Origin of the sequence: Sphingopyxis indica (assembly GCF_032879645.1) — a bacterium.
GTDB classification, from domain to species: domain Bacteria; phylum Pseudomonadota; class Alphaproteobacteria; order Sphingomonadales; family Sphingomonadaceae; genus Sphingopyxis; species Sphingopyxis indica.
The window spans coordinates 2,701,431-2,723,031 of record NZ_CP076394.1; the positions used below are offsets into that span (position 1 = coordinate 2,701,431).

The 21,601-nt window shown below is 67.2% G+C and carries 25 protein-coding genes; 16 read left to right on the forward strand and 9 right to left on the reverse strand.

From position 1 onward, the window contains the following. Window positions 1-56 precede the first annotated feature (56 nt). The 5 genes from KNJ79_RS12810 to KNJ79_RS12830 all read left to right on the forward strand — a co-directional run bounded on the left by KNJ79_RS12810 (window position 57) and on the right by KNJ79_RS12830 (window position 3,892). Window positions 57-416, forward strand: a complete 360-nt coding sequence (locus tag KNJ79_RS12810) for a NepR family anti-sigma factor (RefSeq protein WP_141133984.1) — start codon at window positions 57-59, stop codon at window positions 414-416. Beyond that, complete coding sequence (locus tag KNJ79_RS12815) at window positions 413-1,045, forward strand: sigma-70 family RNA polymerase sigma factor (protein ID WP_089216365.1); 633 nt, start codon at window positions 413-415, stop codon at window positions 1,043-1,045. The genes KNJ79_RS12810 and KNJ79_RS12815 overlap by 4 nt, the downstream gene beginning before the upstream one ends. A gap of 263 nt (window positions 1,046-1,308) precedes the next feature. After that, on the forward strand, window positions 1,309-2,487 hold the full coding sequence (locus tag KNJ79_RS12820) for a PQQ-dependent sugar dehydrogenase (protein WP_317151350.1): 1,179 nt from the start codon (window positions 1,309-1,311) through the stop codon (window positions 2,485-2,487). Next, complete coding sequence (locus KNJ79_RS12825; RefSeq protein ID WP_089216363.1) at window positions 2,484-3,245, forward strand: esterase/lipase family protein; 762 nt, start codon at window positions 2,484-2,486, stop codon at window positions 3,243-3,245. Before KNJ79_RS12820 ends, KNJ79_RS12825 begins: the two co-directional genes overlap by 4 nt. Next, a complete protein-coding gene (locus KNJ79_RS12830) occupies window positions 3,242-3,892 on the forward strand; it encodes a class I SAM-dependent methyltransferase (protein WP_317151351.1) in 651 nt (216 codons plus the stop codon). Before KNJ79_RS12825 ends, KNJ79_RS12830 begins: the two co-directional genes overlap by 4 nt. Here KNJ79_RS12830 and KNJ79_RS12835 read toward each other — a convergent pair. Beyond that, window positions 3,871-4,389 carry a GNAT family N-acetyltransferase gene (locus KNJ79_RS12835; RefSeq protein ID WP_089216361.1) on the reverse strand — a complete coding sequence of 173 codons (519 nt, stop codon included), beginning with the start codon at window positions 4,387-4,389 and terminating at the stop codon, window positions 3,871-3,873. The genes KNJ79_RS12830 and KNJ79_RS12835 overlap by 22 nt on opposite strands. 247 nt (window positions 4,390-4,636) lie before the next feature. Here KNJ79_RS12835 and KNJ79_RS12840 point away from each other — a divergent pair, with 247 nt between their 5' ends. Both KNJ79_RS12840 and KNJ79_RS12845 read left to right on the forward strand, forming a co-directional pair. Next, window positions 4,637-5,095: an RrF2 family transcriptional regulator gene (locus KNJ79_RS12840; RefSeq protein WP_317151352.1), complete on the forward strand. Its 459-nt coding sequence runs from the start codon at window positions 4,637-4,639 to the stop codon at window positions 5,093-5,095. After that, a complete protein-coding gene (locus KNJ79_RS12845; RefSeq protein WP_317151353.1) occupies window positions 5,088-5,783 on the forward strand; it encodes a class I SAM-dependent methyltransferase in 696 nt (231 codons plus the stop codon). The genes KNJ79_RS12840 and KNJ79_RS12845 overlap by 8 nt, the downstream gene beginning before the upstream one ends. Before the next feature lie 3 nt (window positions 5,784-5,786). Here the strand turns inward: KNJ79_RS12845 and KNJ79_RS12850 are convergent, their stop codons facing one another. From KNJ79_RS12850 to KNJ79_RS12860, 3 genes are all read right to left on the reverse strand, one after another. Continuing rightward, window positions 5,787-6,710: a homocysteine S-methyltransferase family protein gene (locus KNJ79_RS12850; protein ID WP_089216358.1), complete on the reverse strand. Its 924-nt coding sequence runs from the start codon at window positions 6,708-6,710 to the stop codon at window positions 5,787-5,789. A 30-nt stretch (window positions 6,711-6,740) separates the two neighbouring features. Beyond that, a complete protein-coding gene (locus tag KNJ79_RS12855; protein WP_317151354.1) occupies window positions 6,741-7,178 on the reverse strand; it encodes an acyl-CoA thioesterase in 438 nt (145 codons plus the stop codon). 170 nt (window positions 7,179-7,348) lie between these two features. Continuing rightward, entirely contained in the window at window positions 7,349-8,599 is a 1,251-nt protein-coding gene (locus tag KNJ79_RS12860; RefSeq protein ID WP_317151355.1) for a threonine ammonia-lyase, read from the reverse strand. Between the two features lie 58 nt (window positions 8,600-8,657). Here KNJ79_RS12860 and KNJ79_RS12865 point away from each other — a divergent pair, with 58 nt between their 5' ends. From KNJ79_RS12865 to KNJ79_RS12885, 5 genes are read left to right on the forward strand one after another with little or no spacing between them, the layout of a single operon-like run. Beyond that, window positions 8,658-9,536 carry an NAD(P)-dependent oxidoreductase gene (locus KNJ79_RS12865; RefSeq protein WP_317151356.1) on the forward strand — a complete coding sequence of 293 codons (879 nt, stop codon included), beginning with the start codon at window positions 8,658-8,660 and terminating at the stop codon, window positions 9,534-9,536. Then, a complete protein-coding gene (locus KNJ79_RS12870; RefSeq protein ID WP_317153921.1) occupies window positions 9,536-11,185 on the forward strand; it encodes an amidohydrolase in 1,650 nt (549 codons plus the stop codon). The genes KNJ79_RS12865 and KNJ79_RS12870 overlap by 1 nt, the downstream gene beginning before the upstream one ends. Beyond that, entirely contained in the window at window positions 11,186-12,418 is a 1,233-nt protein-coding gene (locus tag KNJ79_RS12875; RefSeq protein ID WP_317151357.1) for an NAD(P)/FAD-dependent oxidoreductase, read from the forward strand. After that, a complete protein-coding gene (locus tag KNJ79_RS12880) occupies window positions 12,415-12,594 on the forward strand; it encodes a hypothetical protein (RefSeq protein WP_317151358.1) in 180 nt (59 codons plus the stop codon). The genes KNJ79_RS12875 and KNJ79_RS12880 overlap by 4 nt, the downstream gene beginning before the upstream one ends. Further along, window positions 12,591-13,739 (forward strand): alpha-hydroxy acid oxidase, encoded by a 1,149-nt coding sequence (locus tag KNJ79_RS12885; RefSeq protein WP_317151359.1) that lies wholly within the window; start codon window positions 12,591-12,593, stop codon window positions 13,737-13,739. Before KNJ79_RS12880 ends, KNJ79_RS12885 begins: the two co-directional genes overlap by 4 nt. A gap of 132 nt (window positions 13,740-13,871) precedes the next feature. Here KNJ79_RS12885 and KNJ79_RS12890 read toward each other — a convergent pair whose 3' ends face one another. Both KNJ79_RS12890 and KNJ79_RS12895 read right to left on the reverse strand, forming a co-directional pair. Then, entirely contained in the window at window positions 13,872-14,603 is a 732-nt protein-coding gene (locus KNJ79_RS12890) for a TorF family putative porin (protein ID WP_089216353.1), read from the reverse strand. A gap of 224 nt (window positions 14,604-14,827) precedes the next feature. Next, entirely contained in the window at window positions 14,828-15,574 is a 747-nt protein-coding gene (locus tag KNJ79_RS12895; protein ID WP_317151360.1) for a TorF family putative porin, read from the reverse strand. Between the two features lie 116 nt (window positions 15,575-15,690). Here KNJ79_RS12895 and ispG point away from each other — a divergent pair, with 116 nt between their 5' ends. Together ispG and KNJ79_RS12905 are read left to right on the forward strand one after the other, a co-directional pair. Then, entirely contained in the window at window positions 15,691-16,842 is a 1,152-nt protein-coding gene (ispG, locus tag KNJ79_RS12900; RefSeq protein WP_317151361.1) for a flavodoxin-dependent (E)-4-hydroxy-3-methylbut-2-enyl-diphosphate synthase, read from the forward strand. Window positions 16,843-17,041: 199 nt separating this feature from the next. Beyond that, window positions 17,042-17,536: a GNAT family N-acetyltransferase gene (locus KNJ79_RS12905; RefSeq protein WP_317151362.1), complete on the forward strand. Its 495-nt coding sequence runs from the start codon at window positions 17,042-17,044 to the stop codon at window positions 17,534-17,536. Between the two features lie 16 nt (window positions 17,537-17,552). On the opposite strand, the gene KNJ79_RS12910 is transcribed toward KNJ79_RS12905, so the two are convergent. Continuing rightward, window positions 17,553-17,750 carry a hypothetical protein gene (locus KNJ79_RS12910; protein ID WP_089216349.1) on the reverse strand — a complete coding sequence of 66 codons (198 nt, stop codon included), beginning with the start codon at window positions 17,748-17,750 and terminating at the stop codon, window positions 17,553-17,555. 1 nt (window position 17,751) lies between these two features. Beyond that, window positions 17,752-18,939: an acyltransferase family protein gene (locus KNJ79_RS12915; RefSeq protein ID WP_317151363.1), complete on the reverse strand. Its 1,188-nt coding sequence runs from the start codon at window positions 18,937-18,939 to the stop codon at window positions 17,752-17,754. 217 nt (window positions 18,940-19,156) lie between these two features. On the opposite strand from KNJ79_RS12915, the gene KNJ79_RS12920 reads away from it, so the two are divergent. Next, window positions 19,157-20,011 carry a LytTR family DNA-binding domain-containing protein gene (locus KNJ79_RS12920; RefSeq protein ID WP_317151364.1) on the forward strand — a complete coding sequence of 285 codons (855 nt, stop codon included), beginning with the start codon at window positions 19,157-19,159 and terminating at the stop codon, window positions 20,009-20,011. 126 nt (window positions 20,012-20,137) lie between these two features. Here KNJ79_RS12920 and KNJ79_RS12925 read toward each other — a convergent pair whose 3' ends face one another. Next, window positions 20,138-20,842, reverse strand: a complete 705-nt coding sequence (locus KNJ79_RS12925; RefSeq protein WP_317151365.1) for an arylesterase — start codon at window positions 20,840-20,842, stop codon at window positions 20,138-20,140. A gap of 18 nt (window positions 20,843-20,860) precedes the next feature. Between KNJ79_RS12925 and KNJ79_RS12930 the strand changes: the two genes are divergently transcribed. Then, complete coding sequence (locus KNJ79_RS12930; protein WP_317151366.1) at window positions 20,861-21,559, forward strand: ABC transporter ATP-binding protein; 699 nt, start codon at window positions 20,861-20,863, stop codon at window positions 21,557-21,559. Window positions 21,560-21,601 lie beyond the last annotated feature (42 nt).

Consider the following 21,601-nt stretch of genomic DNA (forward strand, 5'->3'; position numbering starts at 1 on the left):
CGCCGGCCGCCAACTGCGCGAGGTCGGCGCCGGGGCACGAAACGGCGGCAGTGACGATGGGCCGCAAGCATGGATCAGAGGGCCGCTGTGTCTTTCAGGCAACGCACCGGCGCCAAAAAATGCATGGCCGGGGAACTTGCGTGCCCTTCTGTCGTTGCTTCGGCATGGCAACGCATGGCGACGACGGAATGAACGGAAAGCTCAGCTTGCTCCCGATCGCGGAAGCGGCGCACCGGCGGCAAGGAAGTTTTCCCGGCGTCGGCGGCGACCAATGGCATCGCGCACTGACCGGCCGCCAATCGCCGGAGCCGGTGAGCGCGAAGCTGCGCATGATCTATGGCAAAATCGTTGCGGAGGACCTGCCCGACCGCATGCTCGACCTTTTGTCCCAGCTCGATCAGAAAAGCCCCGGATGACCCGCCCCCAAGCTGCGACGCAGCCGAAAGAAGAAGACAATCTTTCCGACAGCGAATTCAAGGCGTTGCTTGCCGACGTCATTCCGCATCTGCGCGCCTATGGCCGCAGCCTGTGCGGCAATCCCGATCTTGCCGACGATCTGACGCAGGACACGATGGTCAAGGCGTGGGCCTCGCGCGACCGCTTCGAGCGCGGCACCTCGATCAAGGCGTGGACCTTCGTTATCCTCCGCAACACCTTCCTCTCGCAGATGCGCCGCAACAAGTTCAAGGGCGAGTATGACGAGGGCGTCGTCGAGCGCACGCTGTCGACCCCCGCGGCGCAGGAGGATTCGGGCGACATGGCCGACCTTCAACGCGGGCTGATGGAATTGCCGCAGGACCAGCGCGAGGCGCTGATCCTCGTCGGCGCCGGCGGCATGTCCTATGAGGAAGCGGCGCAGATCTGCGACTGCGCGCTCGGCACCATGAAGAGCCGGGTGTCGCGCGCGCGCACCGCGCTCGAAGAGATTATGAGCCGCGGCCAATTCTCGCAGAAACGCTCCGATGCCGCTCCGGCCAGCGAGGCGGTCAGCGCGATCATGGACAGTGTCGAGGAAATCGCCGCGCGGCGCGAAGCCGAGCGCTGAGATATGAAGATTTTTTCCTGGCGATTGTGTGTCCCCGCGGAGCCGAAGGCGGCGCGTAGCGCCAACGCAGGGACCCATCTCCTGCCAGCTCGAAATAGCGCTGCCGGATGATGGGCTGCCGCCTCCGCGGGAGCACACCGCTTTTCTTTCGGAGGTCCTCTTGCTGTAGCCTCGCAGCCCTCGCCCTGCCGACAGACACCCTCGACTTTGACAGGATGGCGCGGCAAAATGCCCGCATTCCACAACAAGGCGAGCCTCTCCCCATGAAAACCCTTTCGACCTTTGCGCTTTCGGCGGCCCTTGCCGTCGCCGCCTGCTCGGGCAGTTCGCCGAGCGAAGCCGCGCCCGGCGACACTGCCGCGCTCGACGCCTCGGGCGCGCAGCCCGCTGCGCCGCTCGCCGATGCGCCCTTCACCGTCGAGGAGGTCGCCAGCTTCGACGAGCCGTGGGCGATGACCTTCCTTCCGGGCGGCAAGCAGGCGCTCGTCACCGAAAAGGCAGGCAAGCTCAAACTCTGGCGAGCCGATGGCCCGATCCTCGATGTCGCGGGCGCGCCCGCGGTCGCCTATGGCGGACAGGGCGGCTTCGGCGACGTGATCCTCGCACCCGATTTCGCCGCGACCGGCACCGTCTATCTGAGCTGGGTCGAGGCGGGCGGCAGCGATACCTTTGGCGCGGTCGTCGGCAGGGCGAAGCTCGTGCAAGGCGCCGCGCCGCGCCTCGAAGGCCTCGACATCATCTGGAAACAGGACCCCAAGGTGCCGGGGCGCGGACATTTTTCGCACCGCCTCGCCTTCTCCCCCGACGGGCAATATCTGTTCATCGCCTCGGGCGAGCGGCAGAAATTCGACCCCGCGCAGGACATGACCAAGAATCTGGGCAAGCTGATCCGCCTGAAGCCCGACGGCAGCGTTCCCGCCGATAATCCCTTTGCCGAAAAGGGCGGCGTCACTGCGCAAATCTGGTCGCTCGGCCACCGCAACCTGCTGGGGCTGGCGTTCGACGGCACCGGCAAGCTGTGGCAGCAGGAGATGGGGCCGAGGGGCGGCGACGAGGTCAACCTCGTCGAGCGCGGCGGCAATTACGGCTATCCGGTCGTTTCGAACGGCGATCATTATGACGGCAAGGACATCCCCGATCATCCGACACGTCCCGAGTTCAATGCCCCGAAACTGTGGTGGAACCCGTCGATCTCCCCCGCCGGGCTCGCCTGGTATGGCGGCACCCTTTATCCGGGCTGGCAGAACAGCCTGCTGATGGGGGCGCTGTCGGGCGAAGGTCTGATCCGCATGGCGATCGACGGCGAGGCGCTGCACAAATCCGACCGCTGGGACTTCGGGGAGCGCATCCGCGAGGTCGAGGTCAATGAGGACGGCTCGGTCTGGCTGCTCACCGACGGCAAGGACGGCAGGCTGGTGAAGCTGGTTCCCAAGGACGGATGATCCGCGCCTTCCTCTCCCGCCGCGCCGAATGGCCGGCGCGCGTGCCCGATCCCGACGCGCCGCCGCGCCTCGGGCTGTTGTGGCGTGAGGCAGGGGCGCTCGTCCGCGCGATCGGCGGGCGCATCCGGCCGATGCCGCCCGAGCCCAATCCCGACAGCCCCTATCCGCCCGTCATGGTGCTGCCCGGCTTTCTGTCGGGCGACTGGGCCACGAAGGGCCTGCGCGCCGACCTGCGCCGCGCCGGCTTTCGCTGCTACGCCTGGGGCCTCGGCTTCAACCGCGGCGCGACCGCCGACATCATCGACCGCATCGACGGCCGCGTCGATTGGATCATCGACCGCACCGGGCGCGCGCCCGCGCTCGTCGGCTGGAGCCTCGGCGGCATCTATGCCCGCGAATATGCCAAGCACCACCCCGACAAGGTCGCGCGCGTCGTCACGCTCGGCTCGCCCTTTTCGGGCAGCCGTCGCGCCAATCGCGCGTGGCGCCTCTATCATCTGATCGCGCGTCATCCGGTCGACAATCCCCCGATCGACTTTCACCCCGCGCCGCGTCCCGAAATGCCGACCTTCGCGCTCTGGTCGAAGCATGACGGGGTGATCGCTGTGAACAGCGCACGCGGGCTGCCGCACGAAAGCGACCGCCAGATCGAGGTCGATTGCGGCCATATGGGCTTTGCCTATGCCTCGACCTCGGTCGCGGCGATCGCCAAGGCGCTGACCGAAGAGGTCGGCGAGGACGCCTCCGCCGAGCGATGACCGACGCCGAAATCGCGGGCTTCATTCGCGCCAACCTGCCCATCGCCCCGGTCCCCGGCGTCCCCGAAATCCGGCTGCACAGCGCGGTGCCGTCGAGCCGTATCGGCCGGCTGACGCAGGATGACGAGGCGGCGGATGCACCCTATTGGGCGCATCGCTGGGCGGGCGGGCTTGCGCTCGCGCGCCATATCCTCGACCGGCCCGAAACCGTGCGCGGCCGCCGTATCCTCGACCTCGGCGCCGGATCGGGGCTGGTCGGAATCGCCGCGGCGAAGGCGGGTGCGCGCCGCATCACCGCCGTGGAGACCGGCCGCCACGCGGTCGCTGCGCTGCGGCTCAACGCCAAACTGAACGGCGTCAACATCGCGGTGCAGCGCGCCGACGTCGCGGCACTGCCGCTGCCCGACGCGGACACCGTGCTGGTCGGCGACCTCTTCTACACCGACGAGCTCGCCGAGCGCGTAACCAACTTCCTCGACGGCTGCCTCGGCGCCGGGATCGACATCCTCGTCGGCGATCCGTGGCGCCGCCCGCTGCCGCTGGGCCGGCTTCGGGAAATCGCGCGCTACGACGTCTTCGAAAGCGGACTGCGCAGCGTCGCCAGCGGTGTCTTCCGCTTCGGCGTTCAACAGACGTCGAAGCGGTAATCGGGCTCGGCGCGCCACCGGAAGCGCATCCGTCCGGGCCGGTGCCCAGCCTCGCCCGTCGCCGCGAAACCCAGCCGCAGCAGCAACGCGCGCGACCGCTGGTTGGCGGGGCGGCATTCGGCGACGATCGCGCAGTCCGGCCGCGACGCAGCAAGCGACGCGACCATCGCGCCGACCGCTTCGGTCGCCAAGCCCCTGCCCCGCGCCGCGGCGGCGAACCAATATCCGACCTCATATTCCGGGCCGGGGCGGCGGTGGACGCCGATCACTCCCAGCAGCGCCGCATCGCGCCGGTCGCGCACGGCGTGGAACACATCGCCGCCGCCCGATCCGGCGATCAGCGCGCGCGCGTCGCTTTCGGTGAAGGGGGTGGGGAGGAAATGGACCTGGGACGTCACCGATTCATCGGTGATCGCAGACAGGGCGCGCGCATCGTCCGCCAGCAGGGGCGTGATGCGGATATGGTCGGTCGACAGGGCAAGCAGAGTATCGGTCATGTCGCGTCTTCTTCAAAATACGCACGCCGTGACCGGGGGGTAGTGGTGTGATGATGACCATTCGCCTGTCCGAACACGGCGGCGATGGTCACAGGATGATGCCACGCCGCTCCTAGATAAAGGAGCGCCAATAGGCCTTGAATCGCAGGGATCGGTCGGTGGTCATCACGATTGCGGCGCTATCACCGCCGCGCGCCGCGATCAAGTGCGGGTTGACTCCTTCGTTTCTCGCACTAATTAAAGTTACATGAAACGCGACAGCCGACTTTCGGGCGTGCTTCACGTCCTTCTCCACATGGCGGAGGACGGGGGACCGTTGACCTCCGAACAGCTCGCCGGGGCGATGCGGACCAACGCCGTCGTCGTCCGCCGCATCCTCGGCGGGCTGCGACAGGCGGGATTGGTGCATAGCGAAAAGGGGCATGGCGGCGGCTGGACGATCGCCCGCGAGCCGTCCGGAATCACGATGCGCGACATCTATGACGCGATCGGGCGCCCGCGGCTGATGGCGATGGGCAATCGCACCGATGCGCCCGGCTGCCTCGTCGAACAGGCGGTCAATGCGGCGCTCGACGCGAGCTTCCGCGACGCCGAAGCGCTGCTGCTCGCACGTTTCGAGGCGGTGACGCTTGCCGAGCTCGCCGCCGATTTCCACCGCCGCATGGCGGCGCGCGCCACCCACTCGCAGGAGCATGGTCATGGCTGAAGGCGTCCAATATTTCCTCGACAGCTTCAAGGACCCCGCCGCGGTCGCGCGCTATAGCGAAGGCCCGCGCCGCTTCGTCCCCGGGCTCGACGGGCTGCACCGGATGACGGGCCTGCTGCTCGCCGAGCGCGTGCCGGCCGACGCGCATATTCTCGTGCTCGGCGCGGGCGGCGGCAGCGAGATGAAGGCGATGGCCGACGCCTATCCGGGCTGGCGCTTCACCGGCGTCGATCCCGCGGGCCCCATGCTCGACCTCGCCGCCGAAGTCATGGGGGCGGACGCCGACCGTGCCGAACTGGTCGAGGGCTATATCGACGATGCCCCCGCCGGCCCCTTCGACGGCGCGACCTGCCTCCTCACCCTCCATTTCCTCGACCGCGACGAGCGTGTCCGCACCGCGGCCGGGATCCGGGCGCGCCTCAAGCCCGGCGCGCCCTTCGTCGCCGCGCACGGCAGCTTTCCCCAGGGTGCCGACGAACGCGACCGCTGGCTCGACCGCTATGCGGCCTTCGCCGTGGCGTCGGGCGGCGACCCCGAGCAGGTCGCCAAGGGCCGCGCGGCGGTCGCGACGCATGTGGCAATGCTGAGCCCCGAGGAAGACGAAGCCGTGCTGCGCGCGGCTGGCTTCACCGGGGTCGAAGCCTTTTACACCGCCTTCACCTGGCGCGGCTGGGTCGGCTACGCCTGAAGGTCAGGGAGCAAGGCACGCTTCCGCGATCGCGGTGACGTGGCGCAGGTCGGTGCCGCAGCAGCCGCCGACGACCCGAATCCGCGGGAAGCGTTCGATCAGCGCGCGATGCCGGGCCGCGAGGTCTGCGGGGTCGCCGATGTCGAGTTCGGTCATCGCATCGAGTTCGGCGTGGCTGAGGCACGAGGCGTTCGCGCGCACCCCGCCGATCCGCGCCGTCCAAGCTGCGTCCGCATCGAGGATGCCGTCGAAATGCGTCGGATGGGCGCAGTTGATCATATAATAGGCCGGGTAATCCTCGGTCGCGGCATCGACCGCTGCGATCGCGTCGCCGAGCGCGTCGCCCGTGGGCAGCCGCCCGTCGGTCTCGACGGTAAAGCTGATCGCGACCGGCAAGCCGAGCGCCTTTGCCGCATTCGCAATGCCGACCGCTTCGGGGATGGTGGTCATCGTGATCGCCGCCAGCATGTCGGCGCCCGCCGCGGCCAGCACCCCCGCCTGATGCGCATGATAAGCCTGCGCCTCGTCGGGGAGCATGATCCTGCCCGGATCGTAGCCGTCGCCGCGCGGACCGATACAGCCGCTGATGACGGTCGGCACATCGGCATATTCGGCGCGCAGTCCGCGGAGCAATTCGATCGCGGACCCGTTCAGCCGGTCGAGCTCGGCGAGCGACAAGCCCAAGGGCTCTGCCCAGTCCGGGCTCGCGCGCCAGGTCGCGCTTTCGAGCACCAGCCCCGTCCCCATCCGCCGCGCGAGGTCGAGGAAACCCCGATAATAAGCGTCGAGCACGTCGAGGCTCTCGTCCGATGCAAACAGGGTAACCGACGAAAAATGGGGCAAGTCGATGCCCTTGTTGAACAGGATATCGGTTTCGAGTCCTGCGTCGGTCAGGAAAAAGCGGTTCAGTTGCGGTAAGGAAGCCATCGCCGATACCCCCCGGAGACCGTGGCCAAGTTAGCGGAGCGAGGGGGCCTTGTCCATCGAACCACCCGCCGGATCGCTATCGAGAAAAGGCGCAACAATTTCGTCGCTTACGCGAAGCGGCCGGCCGCTCGCCTTGTCGAGCAATGCCCAGACCGTGCGTGCGCGGACGTGGACCCTGCCGTCGGCACCGGTGAATTCCATGAAGCGATCGAATTTCGCGCCGTGCGGCTTGTCGGCAACCCATGTCCGCGCGATTACCGTCTCGCCGGGGCCGAGCGCGCGCAGATAGTCGATCTCGTGCCGCACCACGACCCAGATATAGGCGTCCTTGTGCGCCTGCGGCGCGGCGGCGTCCCAATGGCCGGTCGCGACCTGCTGAATCCACTGGACCCACACGGCATTGTTGACGTGACCGAGCTCGTCGATGGCATCGGGCGTGGCGGTGAGGGAGAGGGTGAAGTCTTTCATCGGCCGACCATAGCAATCCCCTCCCGCAAGCGGGAGGGGCAGTGAGACTTGCGAACTTGTTCGCTAGTCGCAGCGGGGTGGGCATGCAGCAAGGCCGGTCTGCCCACCCCGCTGCGGCTAGGCAGCAAGCTGCCAACCCTCGCTGCCCCTCCCGCAAGCGGGAGGGGAACTTAAGCCAGCTCGACCGTCGTCACCATATAGCCCGCATCGCGGAGCGCCGCGACGAGGCTGTCGAGATGCTCGCGGTCGCGCGCCTCGCATTCGATGTCGGTGATCAGCCCCTTGGCGGGGAGCGTCGTGAAGATGCGCTGGTGATAGATTTCGATGATGTTGACCTGTTTCTCGTCGAACAGCTTCATCACCTTGAACAGCGCGCCGGGGCGGTCCTGCAAGCGGATGCGCAGGCGCGCGATGCGCCCCGACCGCGCAAGGTCGCGCAGCAGCACATTGGCGAGCAGCCGCGTGTCGATATTGCCGCCGGTCAGGACGAGCCCGACCTTGCGCCCGGCAAATTCCTCGGGATGCGCGAGCATCGCCGCGAGACCCGCGGCGCCCGCACCCTCGACCACCGTTTTTTCGATCTGGAGCAGCAGGCTGACCGCGCGCTCGAGATGGCGTTCGGCGACGAGCACGATGTCGTCGTTGAGCTCGGCAACGACCTTGCGCGTATAGGCGCCCGGCTCCTTGACCGCGATGCCCTCGGCAAGCGTGTCGCCCTCGCACGCCATGTCGACCCCGTTCAGTTCGGCATACATCGACGGGTAAAGCTCGGCCTGCACGCCGACAAGGCGCATGTCGTTCTTGATCCCGCGCGCCGCGGTGCCCATGCCGGTGAGCAGCCCGCCGCCGCCGATCGGGACGATCAGCGTGTCGAGCTCGGGCACGTCCTCCAGCATTTCGAGCGCGACCGTCCCCTGCCCCGCCGCGACATGCGGATGGTCGAAGGGATGGACGAAGGTGAGTCCACGCTCTTTTTCCAGCTCGCGCGCATGGGCGTAGGCGTCGTCGAACTTTTCGCCGAACAGCACGATCTCGGCGCCGTGGCTCGCGGTCTGCGAGACTTTCACCTGCGGCGTCGTCTTCGGCATCACGATCGTGACGGGGATGCCGAGGCGCTTGCCATGATAGGCGAGGCCCTGCGCGTGATTGCCCGCCGACGCCGCGATCACGCCGCGCGCGCGCGCCGCATCGTCCAGCAGCAGCAGCGCGTTGAGCGCCCCGCGCTCCTTGTAAGCGGCGGTGAATTGCAGATTTTCGAATTTCAGCCACACCTCGGCGCCGACCATTTCGGACAGCGTCTGCGACTTGAGCGTCGGGGTGCGCACCACCGCGCCGTTAATTCGCTCTGCCGCCGCGCGCACGTCGTCGAGAGTGATCGCCGGAAAATCGGCGGCGAGCGTGGGGGTGGCAAGGTCTGTCATAGCGACAGGCGCCCTACCCCATCTGGCGCGCGAAGCAAACAATGCTATGGACCACCCCATGAGCGAAGAAAAATTGCGCATCGCCTTCATCGGCACCGGCGTCATGGGCGGACCGATGGCGGGACATCTCGTCAAGGCCGGCCACAGCGTCACCGTCTATAACCGCACCCGTGCCAAGGCCGACGCCTGGGCGGCAAAATATGGCGGCAACGCCGCGGCGACGCCCGCCGAGGCGGCAAAGGGCGCCGACGCCGTGCTTGCCTGCGTTGGAAACGATGACGACCTTGCCGAAGTGACGCTGGGGACGAATGGCGCGTTCGATGCGATGAAGGCGGGTGCGGCTTTCGTCGATCATACGACCGTCTCGGCGCGAATCGCGCGGCGGCTCGCCGATGAGGCGGGGGCGCGCGGGCTGCTGAGCGTCGATGCGCCGGTGTCGGGCGGCGAATCGGGCGCGCAGGCGGGCAAGCTGTCGATCATGTGCGGCGGCAGCGATGCGGCCTTTGCCGCCGCGCAGCCGGTAATGCGCGCCTATGCCGCGCGGATCGTCCATATCGGCGGCCCCGGCGCCGGGCAGACGACGAAGATGGTCAACCAGATCGCGATCGCCGGGGTGCTGCAGGGCCTGTCCGAAGCGCTGCGCTTTGCCCAGGCGTCCAGGCTCGACACCGACAAGGTGTTCGAGGCGGTGTCGGGCGGCGCGGCGGCGAGCTGGCAGATGCTCAACCGCTGGGACACGATGGCGAAAGACGCGTTCGATTTCGGCTTCGCGGTCGACTGGATGCGCAAGGATCTGGGCCTCGCGCTCGAGGAAGCACGGGCCAATGGCGCGACGCTGCCGGTCGCGGCGCTCGTCGATCAATTTTATGCCGAGGTGCAGAAGGCCGGCGGCGGGAGAAAGGACACCAGCTCGCTGGTGACGAGGCTGCCGAAGTGATCCGCGCCGCGCTTTGTGCTTCGCTCGCCCTGCTCTTCGCCGCCCCCGCGCATGCCGATACGCTGATCGACAATGTCAACGGCATCACGCTCGACAAGGACGGCAAGCTTATCCGCTTCACCGGGCTCGTCATCGACAAGGACGGCAAGGTCGCGAAGCTGCTCGACCGCAAGGACAAGCGCCCCGAGCGCCCTGACTTCAAGGAGGACGCGAAGGGCAAGACGCTGATCCCGGGGCTGATCGACGCGCATGGTCACGTCATGGGACTTGGCTTTTCGCTGATGACGCTCGACCTCAGCGAAACGAAATCGCTCGACGAGGCGCTCGCCGCGATCCGCCAATATGCCGCCGACAATCCCGAGCTGCCGTGGATCATCGGGCGCGGCTGGAACCAGGAAGCCTGGGGGCTCGGCCGCTTTCCGACCGCCGCCGACCTCGACGCCGCCGTCCCCGACCGCCCGGTGTGGCTCGAGCGTGTCGATGGCCATGCGGGCTGGGCGAACAGCGCCGCGATGCGCGCCGCGCGCGTCACCGCTGCGAGCAAGGCACCCGAGGGCGGCCGCATCGAAATGGCGAATGGTCAGCCGAGCGGTGTGTTCGTCGATGCTGCCACAAATCTGATTGCCGCTGCGGTGCCGAAGCCGCTCGCGCGCGACCGCGACCGCGCCTTCCTGCTCGCGCAGCAAAAGCTGCTCGAACAGGGGATCACGACGATCGCCGACATGGGCACGACGATCGACGACTGGCAAAGCTATCGCCGCGCCGGCGACAAGCATCAGCTTGCCATCCGTATCATCAGCTATGGCCATGACGTCGACAATATGGCGCTGATCGGCGGGCCGGGACCGACCCCCTGGCTCTATGACGACAAGCTGCGCATGGTCGGGGTGAAACTCTATCTCGACGGCGCGCTAGGGTCGCGCGGGGCGTGGCTGAAGGCGCCCTATGCCGACGCGCCGGGGCAGAAAGGCCTGCCTTTGCTCACGCCGGCGCAGCTGCGCAACAAGATGGTGCGCGCGTCGATGGACGGGTTCCAGGTCGCGATCCACGCGATCGGCGATGCCGCCAATGCCGAAGCGCTCGACGCGATCACCGACCTCAACGCCGACCTGCCCGGCGAGCGCCGCTGGCGCATCGAACATGCGCAGATCGTCGATCCCATCGACATCCCGCGCTTCAAGCAGCTCGGCGTCGTCGCCTCGATGCAGCCGATCCACCAGCCGTCGGACCGGCTGATGGCCGAAGCGCGGCTCGGCCCCGCGCGGCTCAAGGGCGCCTATGCGTGGCGCAGCATGGAGCAGGCGGGCGTGCGCCTGGCCTTCGGGTCGGACGTGCCGGTCGAGAGCGCGAACCCCTTCCCCGGCATCGCCGCCGCGATCTCGCGCACCGACGCGCAGGGCCAGCCTTTCGGCGGCTGGCACCCGGAGGAAGCGGTGAGCCGCGAGACCGCGCTCGACGGTTTCACCCGCAGCGCCGCCTTCGCGGGCTTCGCCGAGGACCGCATCGGCACGCTGATGCCCGGGATGCGCGCCGACTTCCTGATCCTCGATGCCGACCCGCTGCTCGCGAGCCCGAGCGAGATCCGCGGCATGGCCCCGCGCGAAACCTGGATCGGCGGCTATCGCTATTACAAGCGCAAGGGCAGCTGAATGGATCGCCGCCGCCTGCTCGCAGCGATGGCGACCGCCCCGGCGGCACTGGCGCTCGGTGGCGCGAAAAAGCCGAAACGGAACGATCCGCCCGAGCCGCGCCGCTCGCGCCGGCGCAAGGGCGCCAAGGCGCCCGAACGCCACGTCGATGTCGCGGTTGTCGGCGCCGGTGCGCTCGGCGCATGGACCGCGTGGCACCTCGTCCGCAAGGGGCTGAGCGTGCGGCTGTTCGACGCCTATGGCGCGGGCAACGGCCGCGCGGCGTCGAACCTGCCGTCGATGATGCTCGATCCTGTGCAGGGCGGCGACGCGCTCTATGCGGGGCTGGTCGAAGAGAGCCGCGCGGCGTGGGAGCGGCTTTCGGACACGGCCAGCCTGCCGATCCTTGCCCCGTGCGAAGCGGTGACGACGCTCGCCGCGACCGACAATTTCGCCGCGATGCGCGGCAGCGAGCGGCTGACCGGCGAGGCGCTCCGCCCGCGCTACACGCAGGTCGCCTGGCGGCCCGAAGAAGCGGCGCTGGTCGCCGAAAAGGGGGCGATGCTCGCCGGACGCCGCGGCGTGCTCGAAACGATCCTCGACGCGCAGGTCACGCCCGAGGATATGGTGATGCCCGCGCCGCTGCGCGACAAGCGCCGCGACCGCTATGTCCTTCCCGACGGCGGCAGCGCGGACAGCCTCGTCTATGCGAGCGGCGCATGGCTGACCGAGCTCTTCCCGCAGCTTTTGACCCCGCAGCATCTGTCGGCGGTGCGCCACAATATCTTCCACTTCGGCCCCGGGCAGGGCGACACGCAATTCCGGCCGCCCGCAATGCCCGCGCTCGTCGACCGCGCCTATGGCTTCAACCTGCTTCCCGATGTCGAGGGCGTCGGCGTGCGCGTATGGAAGAGCACGCCCGATGCGAGCGTCGATCCCGACAGCTTCGACCGCCGCGCCGATGACCGCGCGCTTGCCGAGGTGCGGCAATGGGTCGCGGCCCGCCTTCCCCGCCTTGCCGATGCGCCGGTCGTCGCGAGCGCGGCGACGCACGATTGCCGCACGGCGACCGGCGACCTGCTGCTCGACCGCCTGCCCGGCCACCCGCGCGTCTGGCTCGTCGGCGGCGGCGCCGGCCGTGCCTTTGCGCTCGCCCCGGCAATCGGCGCACGCATCGCCGCGCATGTCGAGGAGGCGAGCCGGCCGGTCGAGCCGCGATGGGCGCTCTCGCGGCTGGTGGGAGGAGCAATATGACGATCAGCGACGCGCGTTCATCCGTTTCTTCACCGTTCGCATCGAGCGAAGTCGAGATGCCCATCGGCTGGGCGCAATCTCGATGGGTGTCTCGACTTCGACCGAAGGTCGAAGTTTATCCTGAGCGCCTGTCAAGGCAGTCGAAGGGCTCGACACGAACGGAGACGAAAGAATGAAACTCGCCGACTGCCATAATATCGACGATTTCCGCGCGCTCGCGAAGCGGCGGCTGCCGTGGCCGGTGTTCGACTATATCGACGGCGCCGCCGACGACGAGGTGACGCGCCGCCGCAATCGCGCGGCGTTCGATGCCTGCGACCTCGTCCCGCGCGTGCTCGCGGGTGTCGAGACGGTCGACATGCGCACGACCTTGTTCGGGCGCGAAATCGCGATGCCGCTGTTCCTCTCCCCCACGGCGCTCCAGCGGCTGTTCCACTGGCAGGGCGAGCGCGCGGTGCTGCGCGCGGCGGCGAAGGCGGGGACGGTCGCCGGCATATCGAGCCTCGCGACGATCGGCCTCGCCGAAGCGGGGGCGCTCACCGATGGGCCGAAGCTGTTCCAGCTTTACGTCCACAAGGACGAAGGGCTGAATCGCGCGATGCTGGAAGCCGCGCGCGACGCGAGGTTCGATGCGGTGGCGCTCACCGTCGACACGATCGTCGGTGGCAATCGCGAACGCTGCCTGCGCTCGGGCTTTACCTCGCCGCCGCGTTTCACCGCACGCAATATGCTGAGCTATGCGGCCAAGCCCGGCTGGGGATTGAACTACATCCTGCGCGAAAAATTCAGCCTGCCGAATCTTGCGACGCATGTGTCCGAAGGATCGAGCGTCCCCAAATCGGTCGCCGACTATTTCACCTCGATGCTCGACCAGAGCCTCGACTGGAAGCGCGCCGAGGCGATCCGCAAAATATGGGACGGCCCCTTCTGCCTGAAAGGGATCGCCGCGGTCGAGGATGCGAAGCGCGCGGCCGACATCGGCGCGACGGCGATCATGGTGTCGAACCATGGCGGGCGCCAGCTCGACGGGAGCATCGCGCCTTTCGACGCGCTCGCCGGGATCGTCGATGCGGTCGGCGACAAGCTCGAGGTGATCTGCGACGGCGGCATTACCCGCGGGACGCATGTGCTGAAAGCGCTGTCGGTCGGCGCCAAGGCCTGTTCGGGCGGACGGCTCTATCTTTATGCGCTGGCCGCCGCGGGCGAGGCGGGGGTCGATCGTGCGGTCGCGCTGCTGCGCGCCGAGATCGAGCGGGGCATGAAGCTGATGGGCGCAAAGGGCCTCGCCGACCTGGGGCGGGACAATCTGCGCTGGCGATAGTCTGAATCGTCATTGCGAGCGCAGCGAAGCAATCCAGAGCGGTTTACGCACGCGCTGGATTGCTTCGCTGCGCTCGCAATGACGACAATAGGACGGGGCGGCCTCCCCCCAGAAGCCGCCCCGGGCCCGGCGTCAGAAGGAGACGCCGAGCGAAAAGATGACCGCGCCGTCGGCGCCGACGCTTTCCTTGTAGCCGAGCGCCTTGGGCGCATCGGTGTTCACATAGGCGACGCTGCCCGTGAGCGCCTTCCAGCTCGCCGATACGCCGATCGAATAGTCGACGACGCTGCCGTCGGCGCCGCCGAGGAAGCTGTCGCTTTTGGCGAAGCCGATATGGCCGTTGAGGCTGAACGGCGTGCTCGGGATCGCCACGCCGGCGTCGGTGTAGATATAGACGCCGCTGTCGTCTCCGAGCGAATCCTGCCCGCTCGGCGCCCAGGCAATCGCCGTCTTGATCGACGCGGGGCCGATATCGCCCGACATCGCGAGATAGGGCTCGATGATCGAGCTGTCCGCGGTGCCGGGATAGAGATAGAGGGTCGCGCCGATGTCGGCGGTCAGGCCCGGAACAAGCTCGTGCGAATAGCCGCCGACGACGTCGATTTCGGTGCCGTTGGCAAAGCCGATGCTCGACCCCCAGGTCCCGATATAGAGGCCGCTGTCGTGGCTGATCGTGAAGCCGCCCTGGATCGCGGCTTCCTCGTTCGACTGGCTGAAGCCGCGGAAGCGATAGTCGCTGACGACGGTCGCGGTGCCCGAAATGGAGATACCGCTGCTGTCTTCTTCTTCCTGGGCATGGGCGGCCGTCGGAACCGCGGCGGCGGCGAGAAGCATGCCGAGGCACGCGCGGGAGAAATTCTTCATGGACAGATCCTCTGAACAAATAAACGGATCGTCCCTGCCTGCTGCCTGATGGCCGGCCTCTTTTTCGGGCTCGGTCCTGTCAGACGAGCCCTCCTCTTTCACAAAGTTGCCGCACCGCACAATGGGAAAAGTTCCATGAGCTGCCCAAATAATGGGCTATGTGACAAATTTGCAACAACTACCTTTCGCTAAACCGGTTACACCAGCAATATTATTTCAAAATACTAGAAAAGAAGGCCGATACCGAAAACCAGGGTCGGATCGTAAAGCGTATCGACCGCCTTCACCCCCGTCTTGCGGATGTCGGTATCGACATAGCGTGCCGACAACGTCACCGGCCCGTGTATGATGCGCGCGCCGAGCGACCAGTCGAGATAATGGCCGTTCGTCGCCGCCGTCCCGAGCGCACCGTCGGTGTAGCCGACCGACGCGGTCAAGGTGACCGGGCTATTCGGAATGCCCGACGACAGATCGAGATTGAGATAGAGATTGTCGTCGTCGCCGAGCGATTTCTGCTTCGGCGCATAGGCGAGCATCGCGGTTGCGGAGACAGGGCCGAGATCGTGCGACAGCCGGCCCGCCGCTTCGACATAGTCGCTCGGGCCGGCCCGGTCGCGATTGCCCGGATAGACATAATAGGTCGCGCCGAGGTCGATCGAGGTGCCCGGCGCAATCTCGGCCGCATAGCCGCCATAGAGATCGAGTTCATATTGGCCGTAGCGCGGGCTGTCGGGCAGTCCCGATCCCCAGGCCCCCGCATAGAGCCCGCTTATATGGCTGACGGTGACCGTCGATTGCAGCTCGACCTTTTCTTCCGATTGCGAAATGCCGCGGAAGCGATAGTCGGACACGACATTGATCCCCCCCGACACCGAAAGCGGGCCGCTCGGAACGCCCTGCGCCGACGCGGCGGCGGGAACGAACGACAGGGCAAGCAGCGCGCCGCAACACGCCTTGGCCGGAAACTGCATGGAAACTCCTCTCGAAATCGGGACGGGCCGCCGGTCCCCCGCCCGCATGGCCTTTGCCAAGCGACGGCCGGACGTCTAAAGAGCGGCCACGGCTCCTCTTTTATCTGGCATGCAATATGAGCGATCACAATCCCGGCCTGCGCCCCTGGCGCGACATCGCGCGGCGGACAAGCCGCCGGATCATGGTCGGCAGCGTTCCGGTCGGCGGCGGCGCGCCGATCACGGTGCAGACGATGACCAACACGCCGACGAGCGATCCGGTGGCGACGATCGACCAGATCCGCCGCTGCGAGGATGCGGGCGCCGACCTGATCCGCGTCTCGTGCCCCGACACCGACAGCACTGCCGCATTGGGCAAGATCGCCCGCGCGGCGCGCATTCCGATCATCGCCGACATCCATTTCCATTATAAGCGCGCGCTCGAAGCCGCCGATGCCGGTGCCGCCTGCCTGCGCATCAATCCGGGCAACATCGGCTCGTCGGAGCGCGTCGGTGAGGTCGTCCGCGCGGCCAAGGCCAATGGCTGCGCGATCCGCATCGGCGTCAACGCGGGGTCGCTCGAAAAGGACCTGCTCGAAAAATATGGCGAACCCTGCCCCGAGGCGCTCGTCGAAAGCGCGCTCGACCATATCAAGCTCTTACAGGACCATGATTTCCACGAATATAAGGTCGCGGTGAAGGCGAGCGACGTCTTCCTCGCCGTCGCCTCTTACATGCAGCTCGCCGAAGCGGTCGATTGCCCGCTCCACCTCGGCATCACCGAGGCGGGCGGGTTGATCGGCGGCACGGTGAAGAGCGCGCTCGGCATCGGCAACCTCCTCTGGGCCGGGATTGGCGACACGATCCGCGTCAGCCTGTCGGCCGAGCCCGAGGAAGAAGTGCGCGTCGGCTATGAAATCCTGAAATCGCTGGGCCTCCGCACCCGCGGCGTCCGCGTCGTGTCCTGCCCCAGCTGCGCGCGGCAGGGCTTCGACGTGATCCGCACGGTGCAAAAGCTCGAGGATGCGCTTCAGCACATCAAGACCCCGATGTCGCTCTCGGTCCTCGGCTGCGTCGTCAACGGCCCCGGCGAAGCGCGCGAAACCGACATCGGCATCACCGGCGGCGGCAACGGCAAGCATATGGTCTATCTGTCGGGCGTCACCGACCACCATGTTGAGGACGCCGACATGATCGGCCATATCGTGAGGCTCGTCGAAGCGAAGGCCGCTGAGATCGAGGCGGGCAGCGCGGTGAGCATGGATACTCTGCACGGCAAGGCGGCGTGAGCCACCGTCCCCGCTGGATGACCAACCCCGCGGACGTGGGGAGCGGACATTTGCTTTCTTCGTCATCCCGGACTTGATCCGGGATCCATCCCACCGGCGCCGCGCCCATGGACCCCGGATCAAGTCCGGGGTGACGAGGAAGAATGTCCCGTAACGGTCGAAGTTTGACATGACGCACTCAACCCGACACAGCGCCGACATGACCCTCTCGATCCGTCCTGCGGCGCCCGCCGACCTTCCGCTCATCGCCGCCTTTATCCGCGAACTTGCGGAGTATGAGAAATTGCTGCACGCGGTCCGGTTCGACGAAGCGGCACTCGGCGAAAATCTCTTCGGCGCGCGCCCCTATGCCGAGGTGGTGATCGGCGAGATCGACGGGACGCCGCAGGGTTTCGCGCTCTTCTTCCACAATTTTTCGACCTTCGAGGGCAAGCCCGGCATTTACCTCGAGGATCTGTTCGTGCGTCCCGACGCGCGCGGTGCCGGGCTCGGCAAGGCGCTGCTCGCGCATCTGGCGAAGCTCTGCGTGACACGCGACTGCGCGCGGCTCGAATGGTCGGTGCTCGACTGGAACGAGCCCTCGATCGGCTTCTACAAAAGTCTCGGCGCGAAGATGATGGACGAGTGGACAGTGATGCGAGTCGACGGCGACGCGCTCCCCGCGCTGGCCCGGTCTGATACCAAGGTGCGGTGATCGCGGCCGCCGCCCGTCAGGGCCGGCGCGAAAACCAGATCAGCACCACGCCGACGACGGCAAGAACGACGCCGTTGCGCGTCCAGGTGGTATCGCCGAGCATGAAGCTGCTCGACGGCCAGCGCACGATGTCGAGACCTTGCAAGATCCAAAGGCCGCCCATCAGGATCGCCGCCACCCCGACGATCGCCGCTATTGCCTTGATCGAACCCATGTCATCCTCCCGAAATATTTGCCGAAGGCTGGCACAAAGCCGTCGGCCTGTCACGCGCCTTGCGTTGCAGCCCGATCAGCGGGCGCAACCAGCCGACGCGCCGCCCGCCGAGGTAGAAGGCCCAGCAGCCCGCGACGGTCGCCGCGACGAGGACCAGGAAGGATGCGAGCGGCCCGACGCCGCCGAGCAGCAGCCAATAGCCGACGAGCACGATGATCGTCTGGTGGATGATATAGAAGGGAAAGACCGCCTCGGCGAGCATCGCGCGCCCGGGATGATCGCGGTTCGCGAAGCGGTCGGCGACCCCGACGAGCGCGACGATCGCCGCCCATCCCTGCACCAGCCGTATCGCCATGAACAGGGTGACCACGCCTTCGGGCGGCGGCCCCTCGCCCGGCGCGGTCCACAAGGCCCACGCGACATAGGCATAGGCCGCGATGGCGACGACCGCCGCGACCGGCCAGCAGCGCGCGACGGTATCGAACAGCGCCGGCCGGACGCGCAGCAGCCAGCCGATGAAGAAGGGGACGAGATAGTGAAGATGGTTCGGCCCGTCGTCGAACAGCGCGTGCGTCTCGCGATAGCCGGGGAAAGCGAAGAGAATGGCCAGCCATGCCGCGAGCGGAACGAACAGCATTCCCCAGCCGGCGAGCAGCCGCGCCGCGCCGTCGGCGATAGCAACGCGGGCACGCTCGGGGATCGCGGCGAGCACCATGGCCGCAAGCAGCGTATAAACAAATAGATAGACGACGAACCACAGATGCTGCCACGTCGGCAGCACGATTCCTTCGAGCGTCCCGAAGCGGAAATAGTCGCGGCTCCAGAAATGGAGGAAGCCGCCCGCATAGTCATGCTGGGTGACGAGTTCGATCCACGGCTGCACCGGGATGATCGCGATCATGCCGAAGGCGAGCGGGATGAGCAGCCGCGCGCTGCGCGAGCGCAGAAAGGGGCCGGCGCCGCCGAGCTTTGCGAACAAGGCCGCGCTGGCATAGCCCGAGACGAGGAAGAGCAGCGGCAAGCGCCAGCTGTTCGTCGCCATCATCGGGATCTGCACCCAGTCCATCGGGTGCGGCGTTTTGACGTGCCACCCCCACGGCACGAAATACATGCCGATATGATAGAAGATCAGCAGCGCGAAGGCGCCGATCCTGAGCCAGTCCATTCCGTAGTGCCGGTTCGTGTTCATCGCGGCGAATCTCCGTCTTGCCCCGTTCATCCTGAGGAGGGGCCGAGCGAAGTCGAAGACCCGTCTCGAAGGACCCCGGTATAGCGTTTTGGTCCTTTCGAGACGCCATTTCGACGAGCTCAATGGCTCCTCAGGACGAACGGCGTTGTGCAGGAACCCGAAACTGGTCAAAGGATCGCCTTGAAACCATTGCAGCGGGACGAGATGCGGAGCCGATGTGACGGACGAGCAGCGGTCAGGGACGAGCGGCGGCGAAGCCGGGACGAGCGGACTCAGCGCGCGGGCGCTGACCGCGCTGCTGCTCGCGGCGATGTTCCTCTTCGGCCTCGTGCGCATCGCCGCCAACGTCTATTCCTATATCGCCGACCGGCAGGGTGCGGGCCTCGCCACCTCGCCGACGATCGCATGGCTGCTCGAGGGATGCAGCCTCGTCGCCTGGGCGGTGATGATGATCCCCTGCTGGTTCAGCGTGCGCCATATCCGCCCGCCGCGCTTCGGGCTCGCCGCCACTGCGGCGATCCACGCGCTGCTCGCGATCCCCGTTTCGCTCGGCCATATTGCGCTGATGGTCGCCTTTCGCTCCGCGACGTGGTGGGCGATCGGCAATACCTATCATTTCACTTCGCCGGACGGCAGCCCGCTGCACTATGAAATGCGCAAGGATGTGTCGGCCTATGTCGAGCTTGTTTTCATCCTCTTCCTCGTCCAGTGGCTCGTCGCGCGCTATGCGGCGGCGGCGGCGCCCGCCCCGCCGCAGCGGCAGATGCTCGCCGTCGGCGACGGCTCCGTCACCCATCACCTGCCCGTCGACGAGATCGAGCATGTCGCAGCGGCGGGCAATTATGTCGAAATCGCCTGGAAGGGACAGCGGCTGCTCCACCGCGCAACGCTGAGCGCGATCGAGGCCGAACTGGCGGGCGCGGGCTTCGCGCGCATCCACCGGAGCCGGCTCGCCCGCAAGGCCGCGATCCGCCGCGTCGTCACGCAAAAGAGCGGCGACTTCGACGTCGAGATGGACAGCGGCGAGACGCTGCGCGGCAGCCGACGCTACCGGCCGAATATCGAAGGCTGAGACGCGCGATAGCCCAACCTCGTCATTGCGAGCGGAGCGAAGCAATCCAGAGCGGTTTAAGCGGGCCCTGGATTGCTTCGCTGCGCTCGCAGTGACGCCAGGGGATCAACGCCAAATCATCATGATCTATTCGCTGTCGGGCAATTGCTCCTCGACCAGCGGCGCGAGGCCTTTCGCGATCACCGCCACGCCCTTGGCATTGGGGTGCATATGGTCGCCGAGCATCAGCGACGGATCGGTGACGACATCGTCGAGGATGAAGGGATAGAGGCTCGCATCATATTTGGCCGCAAGTTCGGCGTAGATCGGATTGAATTTCCGGGCGTAATCGGCGCCGAGATTGGGCGCGGCGACCATGCCGGTGAGCAATACCGGAATGTCGCGCCGCTTGAGTTCGGCGAGCATTGCGTCGAGGTTGGCGCGCGTCTGATCGGCGTCGATGCCGCGCAGCATGTCGTTGCCGCCGAGCCCGAGCAGTACGAGCGCGGGCTTCGCCTTCGCATTGTCGAGAACGAAGTTCAGCCGCTGGCGCCCCGCCGCGGTCGTGTCGCCCGACACGCCGGCATTCTGCACTCGCGCCGCGACGCCGTCGGCGGCGAGCGCGGCCTGAAGCTGCGGGGCGAGCCCCTCCTTCGGACCGAGTTGATAACCCGCATAGAGGCTGTCGCCGAAGGCGATGACAAGTGGCGCATCGTCCGCGATCGGCGCCCTGGTTTCGGCCCCTTCGCGCTTCGCCGCGGGCGCCTCGGCGCTTCCACAGGCAGCGAGTGGTTGGCAAAGCGCCACGGCGCAACCATATATGAAGGCCGAACGCCATCCGGCGGTTTTCATATCCAAAGGGTTCCTTCCTTGTCCGACGCGCCCCGACCTTCGCCGAGCCTGGCGATCGCCGCCCATAATGTGACGCTGACGCTGGGGAGCGACAAGGCCCCGGTCGAAATTTTGCGCGGGGTCGACCTCGAGGTTGCGGCGGGCACCTCGGTCGCGCTGCTCGGCCCGTCGGGATCGGGCAAAAGCTCGCTGATGGCGGTGCTTGCGGGGCTCGAGCGCGCGAACGGCGGCAGCATCCGGGTCGCGGACCTCGATTTCGGCACGATGGACGAGGACGCCCTCGCCCGCGCGCGCCGCGGGCGGATCGGCATCGTGCTCCAGGCCTTTCACCTTCTCCCGACGATGACCGCGCTCGAAAATGTCGCGGTGCCGCTCGAGCTTGCCGGGCATGGCGATCCGTTCGCACGCGCGGCGGCGGAGCTGGAGGCGGTCGGCCTCGGCCATCGCCTCACCCATTATCCCGCGCAGCTTTCGGGCGGCGAGCAGCAGCGTGTCGCGATCGCCCGCGCGATGGCGAGCGAACCGGCGATCATCTTCGCCGATGAGCCGACCGGCAATCTCGACACCGCGACGGGCCATGCGATCATCGAGCTGATCTTCGCGCGCCGCGCCGCGCTCGGCGCGACGCTGCTCATCATCACCCACGACCCCGAACTCGCCGAACATTGCGACCGCGTCGTCACGATGCACGACGGACGGATCGAGGAGCGGGCGTGAACGGCGCCCTACGATCCTCCCCCTGGGGGAGAGGGAAATCGC

Excerpts from the sequence above, each read along its gene's own strand:
- KNJ79_RS12810 (WP_141133984.1), top strand. The coding sequence starts at position 57 with ATGGGCCGCAAGCATGGATCAGAGGGCCGCTGTGTCTTTCAGGCAACG.
- KNJ79_RS12815 (WP_089216365.1), top strand. The coding sequence starts at position 413 with ATGACCCGCCCCCAAGCTGCGACGCAGCCGAAAGAAGAAGACAATCTT.
- KNJ79_RS12820 (WP_317151350.1), top strand. The coding sequence starts at position 1,309 with ATGAAAACCCTTTCGACCTTTGCGCTTTCGGCGGCCCTTGCCGTCGCC.
- KNJ79_RS12825 (WP_089216363.1), top strand. The coding sequence starts at position 2,484 with ATGATCCGCGCCTTCCTCTCCCGCCGCGCCGAATGGCCGGCGCGCGTG.
- KNJ79_RS12830 (WP_317151351.1), top strand. The coding sequence starts at position 3,242 with ATGACCGACGCCGAAATCGCGGGCTTCATTCGCGCCAACCTGCCCATC.
- KNJ79_RS12835 (WP_089216361.1), bottom strand. The coding sequence starts at position 4,389 with ATGACCGATACTCTGCTTGCCCTGTCGACCGACCATATCCGCATCACG.
- KNJ79_RS12840 (WP_317151352.1), top strand. The coding sequence starts at position 4,637 with ATGAAACGCGACAGCCGACTTTCGGGCGTGCTTCACGTCCTTCTCCAC.
- KNJ79_RS12845 (WP_317151353.1), top strand. The coding sequence starts at position 5,088 with ATGGCTGAAGGCGTCCAATATTTCCTCGACAGCTTCAAGGACCCCGCC.
- KNJ79_RS12850 (WP_089216358.1), bottom strand. The coding sequence starts at position 6,710 with ATGGCTTCCTTACCGCAACTGAACCGCTTTTTCCTGACCGACGCAGGA.
- KNJ79_RS12855 (WP_317151354.1), bottom strand. The coding sequence starts at position 7,178 with ATGAAAGACTTCACCCTCTCCCTCACCGCCACGCCCGATGCCATCGAC.
- KNJ79_RS12860 (WP_317151355.1), bottom strand. The coding sequence starts at position 8,599 with ATGACAGACCTTGCCACCCCCACGCTCGCCGCCGATTTTCCGGCGATC.
- KNJ79_RS12865 (WP_317151356.1), top strand. The coding sequence starts at position 8,658 with ATGAGCGAAGAAAAATTGCGCATCGCCTTCATCGGCACCGGCGTCATG.
- KNJ79_RS12875 (WP_317151357.1), top strand. The coding sequence starts at position 11,186 with ATGGATCGCCGCCGCCTGCTCGCAGCGATGGCGACCGCCCCGGCGGCA.
- KNJ79_RS12880 (WP_317151358.1), top strand. The coding sequence starts at position 12,415 with ATGACGATCAGCGACGCGCGTTCATCCGTTTCTTCACCGTTCGCATCG.
- KNJ79_RS12885 (WP_317151359.1), top strand. The coding sequence starts at position 12,591 with ATGAAACTCGCCGACTGCCATAATATCGACGATTTCCGCGCGCTCGCG.
- KNJ79_RS12890 (WP_089216353.1), bottom strand. The coding sequence starts at position 14,603 with ATGAAGAATTTCTCCCGCGCGTGCCTCGGCATGCTTCTCGCCGCCGCC.
- KNJ79_RS12895 (WP_317151360.1), bottom strand. The coding sequence starts at position 15,574 with ATGCAGTTTCCGGCCAAGGCGTGTTGCGGCGCGCTGCTTGCCCTGTCG.
- ispG (WP_317151361.1), top strand. The coding sequence starts at position 15,691 with ATGAGCGATCACAATCCCGGCCTGCGCCCCTGGCGCGACATCGCGCGG.
- KNJ79_RS12905 (WP_317151362.1), top strand. The coding sequence starts at position 17,042 with ATGACCCTCTCGATCCGTCCTGCGGCGCCCGCCGACCTTCCGCTCATC.
- KNJ79_RS12910 (WP_089216349.1), bottom strand. The coding sequence starts at position 17,750 with ATGGGTTCGATCAAGGCAATAGCGGCGATCGTCGGGGTGGCGGCGATC.
- KNJ79_RS12915 (WP_317151363.1), bottom strand. The coding sequence starts at position 18,939 with ATGAACACGAACCGGCACTACGGAATGGACTGGCTCAGGATCGGCGCC.
- KNJ79_RS12925 (WP_317151365.1), bottom strand. The coding sequence starts at position 20,842 with ATGAAAACCGCCGGATGGCGTTCGGCCTTCATATATGGTTGCGCCGTG.